The organism is Tunturibacter psychrotolerans, assembly GCF_040359615.1.
Taxonomy (GTDB): Bacteria; Acidobacteriota; Terriglobia; order Terriglobales; family Acidobacteriaceae; genus Edaphobacter; species Edaphobacter psychrotolerans.
Genome location: NZ_CP132942.1, coordinates 4,747,636 through 4,762,313, shown reverse-complemented (window position 1 = coordinate 4,762,313; position 14,678 = coordinate 4,747,636). Strand labels below are relative to the sequence as shown.

Annotated in this window: 11 protein-coding genes; 9 read left to right on the top strand and 2 right to left on the bottom strand. The window is 57.7% G+C overall.

Annotation, left to right across the window (positions count from 1 at the left end; translation table 11 throughout):
- Nucleotides 1-46: 46 nt before the first annotated feature.
- The 5 genes from RBB77_RS20045 (at nt 47) to RBB77_RS20025 (ending at nt 4,766) form a co-directional block, all read left to right on the top strand.
- Entirely contained in the window at nt 47-1,921 is a 1,875-nt protein-coding gene (locus RBB77_RS20045; RefSeq protein ID WP_353063485.1) for an ABC transporter ATP-binding protein, read from the top strand.
- The gene (locus RBB77_RS20040) at nt 1,918-2,823 is read left to right on the top strand and encodes a YicC/YloC family endoribonuclease (protein ID WP_353063484.1); all 906 of its coding nucleotides are present in this window, start codon (nt 1,918-1,920) and stop codon (nt 2,821-2,823) included. The genes RBB77_RS20045 and RBB77_RS20040 overlap by 4 nt, the downstream gene beginning before the upstream one ends.
- Nucleotides 2,824-2,881: 58 nt before the next feature.
- The gene (gene gmk, locus RBB77_RS20035) at nt 2,882-3,541 is read left to right on the top strand and encodes a guanylate kinase (RefSeq protein WP_353063483.1); all 660 of its coding nucleotides are present in this window, start codon (nt 2,882-2,884) and stop codon (nt 3,539-3,541) included.
- Nucleotides 3,542-3,617: 76 nt separating this feature from the next.
- The gene (gene rpoZ, locus RBB77_RS20030; RefSeq protein WP_353063482.1) at nt 3,618-3,830 is read left to right on the top strand and encodes a DNA-directed RNA polymerase subunit omega; all 213 of its coding nucleotides are present in this window, start codon (nt 3,618-3,620) and stop codon (nt 3,828-3,830) included.
- Nucleotides 3,831-3,848: 18 nt separating this feature from the next.
- Nucleotides 3,849-4,766, top strand: coding sequence for a uracil-DNA glycosylase (locus RBB77_RS20025; protein ID WP_353063481.1), 918 nt, complete (start codon nt 3,849-3,851; stop codon nt 4,764-4,766).
- 521 nt (nt 4,767-5,287) lie between these two features.
- Here the strand turns inward: RBB77_RS20025 and RBB77_RS20020 are convergent.
- Entirely contained in the window at nt 5,288-7,147 is a 1,860-nt protein-coding gene (locus tag RBB77_RS20020) for a VWA domain-containing protein (RefSeq protein WP_353063480.1), read from the bottom strand.
- 352 nt (nt 7,148-7,499) lie between these two features.
- Here RBB77_RS20020 and RBB77_RS20015 point away from each other — a divergent pair, with 352 nt between their 5' ends.
- Nucleotides 7,500-9,041 carry a tetratricopeptide repeat protein gene (locus tag RBB77_RS20015; protein WP_353063479.1) on the top strand — a complete coding sequence of 514 codons (1,542 nt, stop codon included), beginning with the start codon at nt 7,500-7,502 and terminating at the stop codon, nt 9,039-9,041.
- Between the two features lie 39 nt (nt 9,042-9,080).
- Here RBB77_RS20015 and RBB77_RS20010 read toward each other — a convergent pair whose 3' ends face one another.
- Nucleotides 9,081-9,758 (bottom strand): ribonuclease T2, encoded by a 678-nt coding sequence (locus tag RBB77_RS20010; RefSeq protein WP_353063478.1) that lies wholly within the window; start codon nt 9,756-9,758, stop codon nt 9,081-9,083.
- A 236-nt stretch (nt 9,759-9,994) separates the two neighbouring features.
- Between RBB77_RS20010 and RBB77_RS20005 the strand changes: the two genes are divergently transcribed.
- The 3 genes from RBB77_RS20005 (at nt 9,995) to priA (ending at nt 14,619) form a co-directional block, all read left to right on the top strand.
- Nucleotides 9,995-11,056, top strand: coding sequence for an NAD(P)-dependent alcohol dehydrogenase (locus tag RBB77_RS20005; protein WP_353063477.1), 1,062 nt, complete (start codon nt 9,995-9,997; stop codon nt 11,054-11,056).
- A 70-nt stretch (nt 11,057-11,126) separates the two neighbouring features.
- On the top strand, nt 11,127-12,071 hold the full coding sequence (locus RBB77_RS20000) for an AraC family transcriptional regulator (RefSeq protein ID WP_353063476.1): 945 nt from the start codon (nt 11,127-11,129) through the stop codon (nt 12,069-12,071).
- A 55-nt stretch (nt 12,072-12,126) separates the two neighbouring features.
- Complete coding sequence (gene priA / locus RBB77_RS19995; protein ID WP_353063475.1) at nt 12,127-14,619, top strand: replication restart helicase PriA; 2,493 nt, start codon at nt 12,127-12,129, stop codon at nt 14,617-14,619.
- The last annotated feature ends 59 nt before the right edge of the window (nt 14,620-14,678 follow it).

Sequence of the window (14,678 nt, the reverse complement as noted above, 5' to 3'; positions counted from 1 at the left end):
ATACTAAGATGCGCAGTGTGATGGCAACGATCGGGAGAGTGACGGCTTGAGGCGCATCTGGCGATTGCTGCTGTACGTTCGTCCGTATGCTCTGTACTCTTTAGCATCGGTGGTATTGATGGCAGTGGTCGGCGCGATGGCTGCATTCCGCGTACTGCTGGTGAAGCCGATCTTCGACAATGTGCTCAGTCCGGATGCTTATACGCATGACGTGTTGGCATTTCCCCATGTACCCATTCTTGGAAGACCTCTAAATCTGCACTTTTTAGTGCCCAGTTCGTTCCACAATGCGTGGACGGTGGTGGCGTACGCGTTGGTGGTCTCGGCGCTGGTGAAGTCGGTATGTGACTACGCGGGGACGTACCTGGTGAACTACGCAGGCTTCGGGATGATTACCGATCTGCGCAATGACCTGTACAACGCGGTATTGAGACGGTCGGTGGGTTTCTTTCAGAAACACACGACGGGCACTTTGCTGTCGACACTGATCAACGATATTGAGCGTGTACAGACGGCGATGTCGAGTGTGCTCGGCGAGTTTCTACAACAGATCTTCACGCTGATTTTCATGATCGGCGTGGCGATTTTTTATGGTGGGAAACTTGCCTGGGTGCTGCTGCTTTTTGTTCCTGTGGTGATCTCCTCGGCGCGACGTATTGGACGCAGGGTGCGGCAGACTACGCGTAAAGGGCAGGACAAACTGGCGGAGATACAAAACATTCTTCACGAGACGATTACAGGCAATCGAATCGTGAAGGCCTTCGGGATGGAGTTGTGGGAGATGAACCGCTTTCGGCGCGCGGCACGGCGGTTATTCAGCGCCAACCTGCGGTCGGTTAGCGTGCAGGCGATTAGTTCTCCTCTGATGGATGGGTTGGGTTCGGTTGCGATAGCTCTGCTGCTACTGCTCGGGCGCGAACGCATCAAAAGCGGCTCGATGACGATCGGGTCCTTTATTTCTTTTCTCATCGCCGTGTTTACGCTTTACGATCCCGTACGGAAGTTTGCGCTGTTTTATAACAGCTTTCAACAGGCGCTCGGTGCGAGCGAAGAGATCTTCAAATTTATGGACGCGCAGGATGATGTGCAGGAGAAAAAGCGCGCTTTTGTGTTGAAGGGATTTAACGAAGAGATTCGATTCGAAGATGTCGGCTTCGCCTATGAGAGCGATGGAGAGGTGAAGCAGGTTCTACGTGGGATCAATTTGAATGTGAAGCCCGGGGAGGTCATTGCGTTTGTGGGACCGAGTGGCGCAGGCAAGTCTTCTCTGGTGAACCTGATTCCTCGATTCTTTGATGTAAATGAAGGAAGGATCTTGCTGGACGGACACGACCTTCGCGATGTGACGATTGCGTCGCTGCGGCAGCAGATTGGGAAGGTGACGCAGGAGACGGTGTTGTTCAATGACACGGTGCGGAACAATATCGCATACGGTCAGCCGGATGTTCCGATGAGCACAGTGGAAGAGGCGGCGCGGATGGCGCTGGCGCATGAGTTCATTCTCAACATGCCTGAGGGATACAACACGATGATCGGGGAGAAAGGTACTCGGCTGAGTGGGGGAGAACGTCAGAGGCTTGCGATTGCGCGAGCGATTTTGAAAAATGCGCCGATCTTGATTTTGGACGAGGCGACGTCGGCGCTCGACATGGAGAGTGAACAGTTTGTCCAGGCGGCGTTGGCAAATCTAATGCAAGGACGGACTGTGTTTGTGATTGCTCATCGGCTGTCGACGGTGCGGCGAGCCTCTCGGATCGCGGTGATTGAAGGTGGGAGAATCACGGAGATCGGCCCGCATGACGAGCTGATGCAGCAATCAGGGACCTATCGACGGCTTTACAACATGCAATTTAGCGAAGATGACATTGCCCCGGCCAGCAGCGAAGGCGCTTTGCAGGTCGGGTTGGAGGGGATTGCGTGAGGGATATTTATTCGATGACCGGGTACGCCAGTCTGCGTGGTTCGACGCAGGATAGCGTTGCCTTTACGTTAGCGATGAAGAGTGTGAACCACCGGTTTCTGGATCTTCACCTCCGGCTGCCTGGTTCCTGCGATGGGTTGGAGGTTCAGTTGCGCAGGATGCTCAAGGAGAATCTGCGGCGTGGTCATATCGAAGTAACGCTGCAGCTGGAGCGCAGAGGAAACGTTGAGATCCAGCTGAACCCGGGATTGCTGGAGGCCTACATACAGGCCTTTCGCGAGGCTGCGAGATTGCATGGAGTGGAGAGCGAGCCGGACCTGAATTCGATGCTGCGAATACCGGGTGTGATGAGCTCTGAGAGCGTCGGTGGAGCGGCTGAGATTGAGGGACTCGAGACGGCAGTGCTCGCGCAGATTGTGCCGTTGATTGGGATGCTGAACGAGGGGCGAGCGCTTGAGGGTGCTTCGCTGGCCGCGGAGTTGAAGGCTTCGATGTTACGGCTGCAGGCGTTTGCGGAGGAGATGGCTGGCTTGAGGAATGGAGTGCGCGAGGCGCAGTTCGAGCGGCTGCGGAGCCGGCTGATGGAGTTGACGCAGGGCGTTCCGGTTGGTGAGGAGCGGCTGCTGGCTGAGGCTGCTGTGCTGGCGGAGAAGAGCGATATCGAGGAGGAGATCGTTCGGCTGCGGACGCATGTGGAGCGCTTTGTGGCGATGCTGGAAGAAGGTGGTGAGTTGGGCAAGCGGTTGGACTTTCTGCTACAGGAGCTGAATCGCGAAGCGAACACAATGCTGTCGAAGACCAGCGGAGCGGCGGGCGAGAACAGTCTGCGGATTACGGAACTGGGACTCGAGATGAAGGCAGAGATCGAGAAGGCGCGGGAGCAGGTTCAGAATCTGGAGTAGTTCTTTTGGGTTCGATTGTTAGACTGGCAGAAACAAATTGAACAGGTGATTGAGGCGCATGGCAGGAATACTTTTTATCATTTCGGCGCCGTCGGGTTCGGGAAAGTCGACGCTGGTGAGTCAGCTGCGGACGCTGGTGGAGGGGTTGGATTTTTCGATTTCGTATACGACGCGGGCGCCACGGGGGTCGGAGACCGATGGGCGGGAGTATCACTTTACGACCCGGGAAGAGTTCGAGCGAATGATTACCGCGGGAGACTTTCTCGAGTGGGCGGAGGTCTTCGGGAACTACTACGGGACGGCAGTGTCTGCGCTGGCGCATGCGAAGGATGCGGGAAAGGACTTGTTGCTCGACATCGATGTGCAGGGCGCGATGCAGGTGATGAAGAAGATGCCGGACGCGGTGTCGATCTTCGTTCTTCCGCCGAGTCCGGTGGTGTTGGAGATGCGGCTGCGGAACCGGAGTGAGGCGGAACATGTGACCTCTGAGAAGGTGATTCAGAGCAGACTAGCCGAGGCTCGGACAGAGTTGAAGCGGATGTGGGACTACAAGTATGCGTTGGTGAATGATGTTCTCGACCAGGCTGTTGCTGAGATGCGAGCGATTGTTCTGTCCGAGCGCGGCGAGCGGGACGGGGTCCAGACGCTGGCATCGAGTTGCAGAACTGATGCTGCTTCTCCTCGGTTAAAAGCCGCATTGAGTACCTTTCACGAATAAGTACTAGTTATTCACCACGAATTGTGTATGGCTTTTCGCCCGGGTGAGTTATAACTTCTGCATCGGGGTGAAACGCATGACGATTGAAAATGCATTCCACAATAAGTACAGCCTGGTTAAAGGTGCTGCGCGTCGGGCGCGGCAACTACAGTCTGGCGCCTCTCCTCTGATCGTGGCGAAATCGATGAAGGCTTGCCGCGTAGCACAGGATGAGATCAAGCAGGGACATGTGAAGTTTGTTCTCCCGGAGCGTGTTGTAGAGCCAGTGGTCGATCTTCCTCCGCAATAACCGCGATACCATAGAGCCATGGCAGGTGAAGCAGAGCAGCAGCTGCGGGCTTACGTGGAATATCTTCGCGACATCGGCGTCTATGACTTCTATCGTCAGGGCGAACCGGTGTATGGCGATGACGTTGTTGTTCCTTCGGTGGCGGCGATTGATCTAGCTGCTGTTGCCGAGACTGTGGTGGAGACGCAATCGCTGCCCACGAAGGCGGCGGTCGTCGAACGTCAAGCTGCTCCTGTTCCAATTGCTGCTGCCCAAAGTTCTCCTGCCCCAAGTCGACCTCAATTTCTGGAGCCTCCGATTGCGAAGCTTGTGAGTTTCGACGATCTTGTTCCCCTGCCTGCGACCCGGGTGGATGCGGCGCATAAGGCTGAGGCGTTGGCTACGATTCGTGCTGAGATTGGCGACTGTACGCGTTGCCCGCTGGCGTATGCGGGCAGGCGAACGATTGTGTTCGGCGATGGCGATGCGAATGCGCGGTTGATGTTTGTCGGCGAGGGACCGGGCGCGGATGAAGACACCTCGGGAATCCCGTTCGTCGGTAAGGCTGGGCAACTGCTCAACAACATGATTCAGGCGATGGGCCTGAAGCGGGAGCAGGTTTATATCGCGAACATCGTGAAGTGCAGGCCGCCGGCGAACCGGGTTCCGGAGCCGGTCGAGGCGAATACCTGCGATCAATTTCTGTTGCAGCAGATCGACGTGGTGCAGCCCCAGGTGATCGTAGCGCTGGGGTCTACGGCTGCGACGTACCTGCTGGGTGTGAAGCAGTCCCTGAGCGCCCTGCGGGGCAAATGGCATAGTTGTAGGGGAGCGAAGCTTGCAGTGACGTACCACCCGGCGTTTTTGCTGCGTGACCCGGGGATGAAGGGTGAGGCGTGGAAGGATCTGCAGAGGGTGATGGCGGAGATGGGGCTGAAGGGCGCGAGCCGTGGCTGACGGTGGGGTGGCCCCCCGGGGTCGTCTGGTCTAAGTTCCTTTCTTTGAGTAACATCCATTTTTTGGCCTCTCCAAATTCGTCTAAATAAAAGGGTTGCGGCTAAATTCGTCCAGCCAAAGGGTTTAGGTGCTTAATGGCGAAAAGCCCGCGCAAACGCTCGGGCTTATTCTCATCTCTATTCAGTTTACGAGATGGGAGGTAACTAATACGCCACGCTTATGTCTTTGATTCGGCTTGGCTTATGGGCTTATGGGGCTTGACAGATGTTTTCGTCTTGATTGGAAGGGACGAGCGTGCCATTTGCTCTAAGTACCGAATGAGGTAGTTGTTACCAGTGCCATATTTGAAGCCTGAAAACTAACGTCAGTTTGGACTGAGGTTTCCGAAAACGTGACTTTCGGGAGATGTGCGCAAGACTTCCCATAGGAGGTTCCGATTAGGAAACAGAAGCGCGTTTGGGTTATCAATCCACATCTGCGATGGTTTAGAAGGTGACCTTGCTTATGGATAAGAGAGCACGTCAGTGCCGTCGTGCCAGTGGTTGGGTAACCGGTGGCGAATTAAGAGGGGGCAGATCTCTAACACTGTCGACGGGGATTTCGACCGCACCGTCGTGATCGGCGACATCGTCGTGGACTCCGATACGAAGGTAGAACTCTCCTTTGACAGGCACGCTGATCTCCTGATGGAAGAAGAGACCAGTGTGAAGGGCGCGATCGTAGAGTGCAGGCGCTAGGTCTGAATCGTCGATTCTGTTGGAGGCGTTGATGAGCCTGCCGTCACTCGAATAGACATAGGTGCGGAAGAGGAGGCTGGCGTGATGGTTGCCGTCGGCCGCCTGGGTGAAGATGATCGCGCTGGGATCGGCGGCGATGGTGACGTCATAACGGCGGTACGGGCCTGTGATGTTTCTGGAGGCAATATTGCCGGAAGCGAGGCTGTCTTCCGGATGGCCGGCGGCGGGAAGGATGAGAACCTTGAGGGTGATTTGGGTGGGAACGGGAGAGCCGAAGATCATCGCGTTGTGCATGGGGTCGGCCACATGGTCCGTAGGCAAGGCTGCGAGTGGAACGAAGTGAGAAGTGGTGTTGGAGACTGTAACTGGCGTTGGAGCTTGGGCGGGAACGGGAGCAGCGGCGTAGTAACCGCGACGGTATGCGAGTGAGTAGCCGTTGCGTCGAAGTTTGAGCTGGATCTTGCGAAATTTACCGTCGTTGGCGGTGTCGGTTGGGGAATAAGTAAGGGTGTAGTAGTTGGATCCGGCTTCGATGGACTGAGCGACAGCATCTGCGAGACCGTTGGTGTTGATATAGGCATGGCCACCGGTTTGTTCGGCCATCTGGAGCATGGTGGAGTTGTCATCTGCGTTCTGGCGAATGGAATCGTTGAGATGGTTCGTAAAGACGTCCTGGTTACGACCTTGATTGGGGTCGAGCGTGGGGTTGTACTGCACGCCTGAGCTTTCGACGGAGTATACGGACGGGGCAGCGAGGCCGCGAGCGTCGATCGGATAGACAGCGACCTGGCTCTTGGCGAGCAGGTCCGTAGTCTGGCGAAATTCATCCGAGGAGTCTGCGGCAATCGCGAAGGGGTTGAGGATATTGTCGTCGGGCAGGATGCTGATGGGAAACGAGCCGGAAAACCAGATGAGATTTTTCCTTCCAGGTAGACCGGCGAGGTAACGGGCCATCTGATTCAGTGCGTTGAGTGTGTATCGCGTCCGGAGTTGGAGGTTATCGGAGGAATGCTCGGCTTCGAACTGCTGCATGCGCTGGACGATATACGGGGGCGTATGCCCTACTGACATCTCTAGAGAGAGGGTGTCGGATTTGTCGCCCGTGGCTGCGTTGTCCATCAGCGAAGAGGTCCTCGGAATCTTGTGATCAACCGCGGCCTGGAGCAGGCGGGGATCTGCGGTGAATGGCTGCAGAAGCCAAAGGTGTGTGCTGAGACCAAAGATCGCGAGGGGGACGTTCGGCGGAGATTTCTTGAGGAAAAGGCGAATCTGATTGCGGACATAAGTCTGGGCGTCGTTCGGTGTGTTTAGGGTGTCGAGCAGAAGAATGTTGAGGGGGGCACCCGCAGGGACGTTTGTGTAGTTGGTGAAGTTGCCGGGTGGTAGAACGAGAGGTGGCTCGGGCTTGGCGGGGCTTGCGGTCGTGTGCTCCTCGAAGCTCTTGATGCGTTCGGGAACGTTGTTCTCGAGTACGGTAAAGTCCGAGGAGGTGAGATTGTGAACAGGGTTCTGTTTGTTATCTGTAACTACAACATCCACGATGACGAGCTGTGTCCGGGCCGTCAACGTAGGCGAAGATGCTTGAGGCAGAGCCGGGAAGGTTACGGCGAGGAGTATCGCGAAGAGGGTAGGACGGATCGGCATTGGATACCCGGTGAGACGTCATCCATTTCAACATAGTTGCGGAATTCTGATTCATTTACACGGTTTTCTTGCAAAGTACCGCCAAGACGGCTTGTCGGTCGTAGCAATTCTCTGACCTCGTATGATCGTTCCCTGAAAACGGAGTTGTGGGCAACTTGAAACGAACGGCTGTTCCCACAACGGAACCAGAGATAACTTTGGTTGTGCCGGAGCTCAAGTTGCGCGGCAGCTCAAAATGAATTCTGCCAGGCATTCAGGTGCGAACGTACGTACGAGGACCTTAAATTCTTGCTTATAGAATGAGTCCCATGCCAACCTTCGCCGCCGTGGACACTGGAGAGAACCGGTGCGCTTGAACGGTATTAGAATCGCTCCCTTTTTGTTGGCCTCTATGGCCTGCGCGCAGACTACCTTTCACTTCACCGAGAAACCGGGTCCCCACGCAGTGGGCCTTAAGGTCGTTGAACAGTACGACACTTCGCGAACCTATCGACCTGCGACCGATGAGCTTGGCAAGCCACTGACTGGAGAACGCTCGCGGCCGCTTCAGACGCTTATTTGGTATCCCGCACAGTCAACTTCTGAGAAGGCAATGACCGTAGGCGACTATGCCCAGCTGGCGGCGACCGAGACCAGCTTCGGCAAACCCGACTTGTCGCCTGATTGGAAGGAGTGGATTGACGGGATAAAGCCTACGCTGAAGGACGCCATGTGGGCTCGACGCGATGCGCCGCTTACCGCAGGGCGCTTCCCGGTTGTGATCTACGCGCCGAGCTTCTCTTCGATGTCGTGGGAGAACGCGGACTTGTGCGAGTATCTTGCGAGCCACGGATACGTTGTGATCGCAAGTCCTGATATGGGCACTACGACACGCGATATGTCGGGCGACGTAGCTGGCGTGCGCACGCAGGCTCGCGACATCTCCTTTCTTATTGGATACGCTCAGACGCTACCTGACACCGATATGTCTGAGGTTGCGGTAGCGGGCTTTTCCTGGGGAGGGCTCTCGAACCTGTTTGCCGCTGCTCGAGATTCGCGGATTGATGCGCTTGTGGCACTCGATGGTTCGATGCGCTACTTTCCTGGGCTCATCAAGGATTCGGGAGAGGTGCATCCTGAGGACATGACTCTTCCGCTGCTGTTCTTTACGCAGGGTGAGATCTCGCTTGAAGATTCGGAACGAAATCATTCTGGTCCTTCGCAGACGGGCCCCAACGCTCTTAATGCGTGGACGCATGGCGACCTTATCACGGTTCACGATCTTGCTCTGACGCACACGGAACACAGCTCGATGTTTCAACGCAACGAAGATATCTGGAAGGGGTATGCCCAGGCGCAAAAGGGAGACTACAGCCGCGAAGACGGAATCATTGGCTATGCCTGGATATCGCGTTACACGGTGAATTTTCTCGACGCCTATCTGAAGCATGACGCGACTGCGCTCGCTTTTTTGAAGAAGACGCCAGCGGAGAATGGCGCGCCGCCGCACTTGTTGAGAGTGGATTTTCGGGCAGCGAAGGGAATACCAGCGTCGCTCGAGTCATTTCGCGCGGAGTTGGGGCGGCTGGGGTTCGATCACGCCTCTGAGATCTATAGCTCCATGAAAGAGGAGAAGCCGGATTTCAAACTCGACGAGAGCGCGATGAATGACTGGGCGTATCACCTGATGCAAAGTGGACACCTGCCGGAAGCGACTGCGCTGATCAAGCTGAATATCCAGAATTACCCTGATTCGAGCAGCTCCTATACGACTCTCGGTGAGATTTATGCGAGATCAGGTGATAAGCAGCTGGCTCGTGAGAACTATAACAAGGCGCTGAAGAAGGATCCGAATAGCTCTGAGGCCACGGAAAAACTCAAGGAGCTTGATGCTCCTGCGCCTGTATCGAAGTAGTGCGCTGCCATAGAGACTGCCGGTGTTTCGCTACGAAATTTATGGTGGGGTGATTCGGACGGAGTTGGCTCGGCAGGAGCGGATTGGGCCGCAGGGGGTGGGATGGGCGCGCTTGTCGAGGCAGACCTCGACTGCGGTGAGGTAGTTGTTGCCACAGCTGATGGCTAGGCTGGTGGCGGGGATGGAGGGGTTCGCCGTCTGGAAGAGGTCGATGAGCTGGTTGGGGGTGAGCGAGATCTTGTGGTCGAGCTGGGTGAGCGTCGGCGGAATGGCGACAGATTTGTATGCGGTGCGGGCGAGCGTGAAGAAGGCGTCGGGGGAGAGGCCGGAGCAGGTACCGTGGGTGCGCCACTCGTGCCGAAGGAGGCCGGGGTCGGGATAGATGTCGGAGTAGGAGGAAGGGTCGCGCGGGCCGGGGTCGGTGGAGCAGTTCTGCGGATAGCCACCGTTGGTGTTCTGGGGCCAGAGGCCGTGGAGGACGAAGGCGGGGCGCTGGGCGCACTCGGTTGCGGTGGGGTGTGAGTGGCAGAACTCTGGCGACCAGGAGAGGTTGAGGAGGTAGTAGTCGAAAGGCTGGTCGGTGACAGTTGCAGGTTCGATCGTCTGCGCGGCTGCCGCAGTGGGGCGAGGGGTAGGCTCAGGCGTTGGCCGAGGGGGCGGATTGCAGGCGGCGAGGAGAAGAAGGATCAGAAGCGAGGGTGAGGCTTTCTTCTTCATAGTGGGAGAAGGATAGCGTTTGCGGAGCGATGATGCCAGCGAAGGTCGGTCCTACTTGCTGAGCCATTGGAAGGGCACAGCGGAGAAGCTTGTGACGGTGCGTCTTTAGTGATCATTGACCGTGTCCGACTATGGTTAACCAAATATTTTTGAATCCAAAAATGAGGGCGTATTCTGCATATAGAATGGCGTGTTTCGCATATCAGTGACCAACGGTGAAGGTCTACATTTGAACCATGTACAACGCAAAAGCATTCTCTGCTGCCAGTGCGTCATCGCCGCTTGCATCCACAACGATCGCGCGGCGCGATCCAACCGAAACAGACGTGCAGATCGAGATTCTCTTCTGTGGGATCTGTCACTCTGATCTTCACCAGGCACGTAACGAGTGGAGCGGTGCGCTGCCCACGGTCTACCCCTGCGTTCCGGGCCACGAGATCGTGGGGCGTGTAACCAAGACCGGCTCCGCGGTAAAGAAGTTCAAGACCGGCGACGTTGTTGCGGTGGGTTGCATGGTCGATTCGGATGGCACATGCGAGGAGTGCAAAGCGGGCTTTGAACAGTTCTGCCACAATATGACGCTGACTTACAACTTTCCTGACAAGCACACCGGCGGAGTCACATACGGAGGCTACTCGGACAGCGTTGTCGTGGACGAGAGATTTGTTCTCAAGGTGCCCAGCAACCTTGATCCTGCGGGCGCTGCACCTCTGCTCTGCGCGGGCATTACGACCTACTCGCCGATGCACCACTGGGGCGTGACGAAGGGCAAGAAGGTCGGCATTGTGGGGCTCGGCGGACTCGGCCATATGGGCGTGAAGTTTGCTCATGCGCTGGGTGCGCACGTCGTCCTGTTTACGACTTCGCCGAACAAGAAGGACGATGCTCTGCGTTTACGAGCGGATGAGGTCGTGATCTCTCGCAATGCTGACGAGATGGCGAAGCATGCTGGCAGCTTTGACTTTATTCTCGATGCTGTGTCGGCTGACCACGACATCAACGCCTATCTGGGCCTGCTTCGTCGCGATGGAAATCTCTGCCTCGTGGGCGCGCCGGAGAAGCCGTTGTCTGTGTCTGCGTTCAACTTGTTATTTGGTCGTCGCAGTCTCTCGGGTTCGCCGATCGGCGGTATTGCGGAGACACAGGAGATGCTGGACTTCTGCGGCAAACACAACATCACGGCGGACATCGAGAAGATTCCTATCCAGAAGGTCAACGATGCTTACGAGCGGTTGCTGAAGCAGGACGTGAAATATCGGTTCGTCATCGATATGGCATCTCTGAAGGGCGGGGCGTAGTTTCACGATGAGCAAACACTTTCGGGTTCCCGGCCGTTTGTCGTCGAAGTTGAACGAATCGGGAGTCCGTGTGTCTTCTGTTCTTGAGAGTGCGGGGTTGCCTTCGGGACTCTTCGATCAACCTCGGATTCTCCTATCGACCGAAGAGTTTTTTGCGCTGTGGCGGGGGATTGGGCAGGCGAGCCCAGACCCCGCCATCGGGCTTGCGTTGGGCACGGAGACCAAGACGGAGCACTTCGATCCTGTGGTGCTTGCGGCTCTTTCGACGAGCAGCTTTGGGGAGGCGATGCGGCAGATCGCTCGCTATAAACAGCTCTCGTGTCCGGAAGAGGTTGTGCTTGATCCGGGTGATGAGGAGTGGGCGATTCAGTTTCGCTGGCTGTTGGCGAATGAGACCGAGCCCGCGGTGCTGACCGATCTGTGCTTCGCGTGGGTGCTTTCGATTGCGCGGCATGGGACGGGAATGCGGATTTCCCCGGTGCGTCTTGAGCTGCAGCGACCGCGTGCGAATGCAAGATCGCTCGAGCGACACTTTGGCTGCACGGTTGTGTTTGGCGCGGCGCGAAATGCGATTGTGTTTCGTGCGTCGGATGCTGAGCTACGATTTGTGACTCGCAACGCGGAGCTGTTGGCGATGCTTGCGCCGCAGCTGGATGAGGAGTTGAAGCAGCATAAGGGCGAGGAGAGTTTTCCTGAGCGTGTTCGCGCGACGATTCAGCGGAAGCTTACGGGGAGTCGTCCGAAGATGCAGGAGATTGCGCGTGAGCTTCATATCAGCTCGCGTACGCTGCAGCGGCGTTTGCAGGATGCGGGATCGAGTTTTCAGAAGGCGCTGGAAGAGGCGCGGCATCAGCTGGCGCGGCACTATCTTACGAACTCGCTTCTGGAGTTGAGCGAGACGGCGCACCTGCTGGGGTATGAGGATTCGAATTCGTTTGTGCGGGCGTTTCGGGTGTGGGAGGGTGTTCCGCCCGCGCACTGGAGGGGAACGCAGCGGGAGAAGGCTGTTTCGTAGACTCGTCACGAGTCGGGTGGAGATCGGCAGTGGTCTGGTCGGCTAAGCTGGTGGGATGGCTTTGTTTTGTGATGTTGCTTTGCCGGTGCCGCTGGACCAGACGTTTACCTACGCGGTGAACGGTGTGGTGCCGGTTGTGGGAGCGCGGGTGCTGGTGCCGTTCAGCGGGCAGAGGCTGATGGGTGTGGTGGTGAGGGTGCACGAGGATGCGCCGGTGGAGGAGTTCGAGATCAAGCCGGTGCAGCAGGTGCTCGACGATGCGGCGCTGCTGCCGGAAGAATTGATGAAGCTGGCTGGGTGGATCGCGCAATACTATGTTGCGCCGCTGGGTGAGGTGTTGCGTGGGATGCTGCCGCTGGCGGCGGAGGTGAAGCGGCACTTCTCTTACCGGATCGCGGAGCAGGGGAGGAAGGTGCTGTATGAGGGCGCGATGAAGGGGTCTTCGCGGCGGTCGAAGCTGTCGGTGGAGGAGCAGGATCGCGAGTACTCGGTGCTGAACTATCTGGAGGGCGGGGAGGCGGCGAAGATGTCGGCGCTGCGGTCGGCTACGGGGGCGAATAAAGGGCTGCTGGAGGGGATGGTCAGGAAGAAGTGGCTGTTGCGCGAGGTGATTGCGGAGGAGAGAGACGCGCGGCGGCTGGAGAAGGTGGCGGTGCTGGTGGCAGAGGCGCGGCTGCCGAAGTTGAATGAAAATCAGACGGCGATCCTGGCGGAGCTTGCGGCAGTGGGTGGGCGAATGCGCGTGCGCGATCTGCGGTTGAGTCTGACGCGTGCGGGAGTGCCTGAGTCTACGCTGGGGACGCTGGTGAAGCGTGGGCTGGTGGTGGTGGAGGAGGTCGCGGAGGAGTTTCACCTGGGCGGCGTGGGGGCGCATGGGAAGAAGCATGCGCATGAACACGCCTTGAATGAGGCGCAGATGGAAGCGTTGGGAACGATTGCGGCGGCGATGGAGAGGGGTGGGTTTCGGCCGCATCTGCTCTACGGAATTACGGGGAGCGGGAAGACCTCGGTTTATTTTGCTGCCATGCAGAGGGCGCTTGATGCAGGGAAGTCGGCGCTGCTGCTGGTACCGGAGATTGGATTGACGCCGGCGATGGCGGGGCAGATGGTCGCGGCATTCGGCGGCGAGGTGGCGTTGCTGCACTCGCAACTGACGCCTGATGAGCGCGCTGAGCAGTGGCACAGGATTCGGCGAGGTGAGGCGAGGATCGTCGTGGGGACGCGGTCGGCGGTGTTTGCGCCGATGGTGGATCTGGGGTTGGTCATCGTCGATGAAGAGCATGACTCGAGCTACAAGCAGGAGGAGACGCCGCGGTATCACGGGCGTGATGTGGCGGTGATGCGGGCGAAGTTCAATGAGGCCGTGGTGGTGCTGGGGTCGGCGACACCGTCGCTTGAGAGCTGGTCGAATGCGGAGAAGGGTCGATATGCGCGGGTGGAGATGCGCGCTCGCGTGGCGGACAGGCCAATGCCACTGGTGGAGTTAGTGGATATGCGGGAGGAGTTTCGCGAGACCGGGCAGGAGCAGATCTTTTCACGGAGGTTGATTGAAGAGACGCAAGCCACGTTGGACCGTGGTGAGCAGGTGATTTTGTTGTTGAACCGGCGGGGGTACTCGTCGACGGTGCTGTGCCGGAGCTGCGGGGAGAAGATCGAGTGCGAGAACTGCGCGGTCTCGATGACTTACCACAAGCCCGTGAGTGGGAACGATGCGATTGCGCAGCCGGGGCAGCGATTGGAGTGTCATTACTGCGGGTCTCGCAGGTCGGTGCCGAAGGCTTGTCCGAAGTGCGAGAGCGAACATCTTTATTTTCTGGGGGCGGGATCGCAGCAGGGCGAGGAGAGATTGCAGGAGCTGTTTCCGACGGCGCGGATCGGGCGGATGGATCGCGATACCGTGCGCGGGAGGAGCGACATGGAACGGCTGCTGGCGAGGCTTCATGGAGGCGAGATCAATCTGCTGGTGGGCACGCAGATGATCGCTAAGGGGCATGACATTCATGGAGTGACGCTGGTGGGGGTAATTGGGGCGGACTTTGCATTGGGGCTGCCGGATTTTCGCGCGGCGGAGCGGGTATTTCAGCTACTGACCCAGGTCTCAGGCCGGGCAGGGCGCGGGGATCTGATCGGCAAGGTGCTGGTCCAGACATATCATCCCGAACACTATGCGATTCAGTTTGCTGCAAAGCATGACTACCCGGGGTTTGTGGCGAAGGAGATGCAGTACCGGCGATGGATGCACTATCCGCCGTTTGCAGTGCTGGCGAACGTGGTGATCCAGAGCGAAAAACTGGAGGAGGCTACAGCGTGGGCGGGAACGCTGGGGCGGTGGTTTCAAAAAGCCCGGCTGGATAAGGTGAGGGTGCTGGGACCAGCCGCGGCGCCGATTGTGAAGCTGAAGCGGATCTATCGTTTTCACTTCGTGTTGAAGGCGGAGCGGCGGCAGACACTGGGTGAGACGCTTCGGGCGATGCTCGCCTATGCGGAGACGCAGGAGATCGCGCGCCGGAACCTTGTGGTCGACGTGGATGCGGTTCACCTGATGTGACGCTGCATCGCTGCCATGAATTGTTGGGGAGGTGTGTTGCAGACAACTCCCGGACGCCG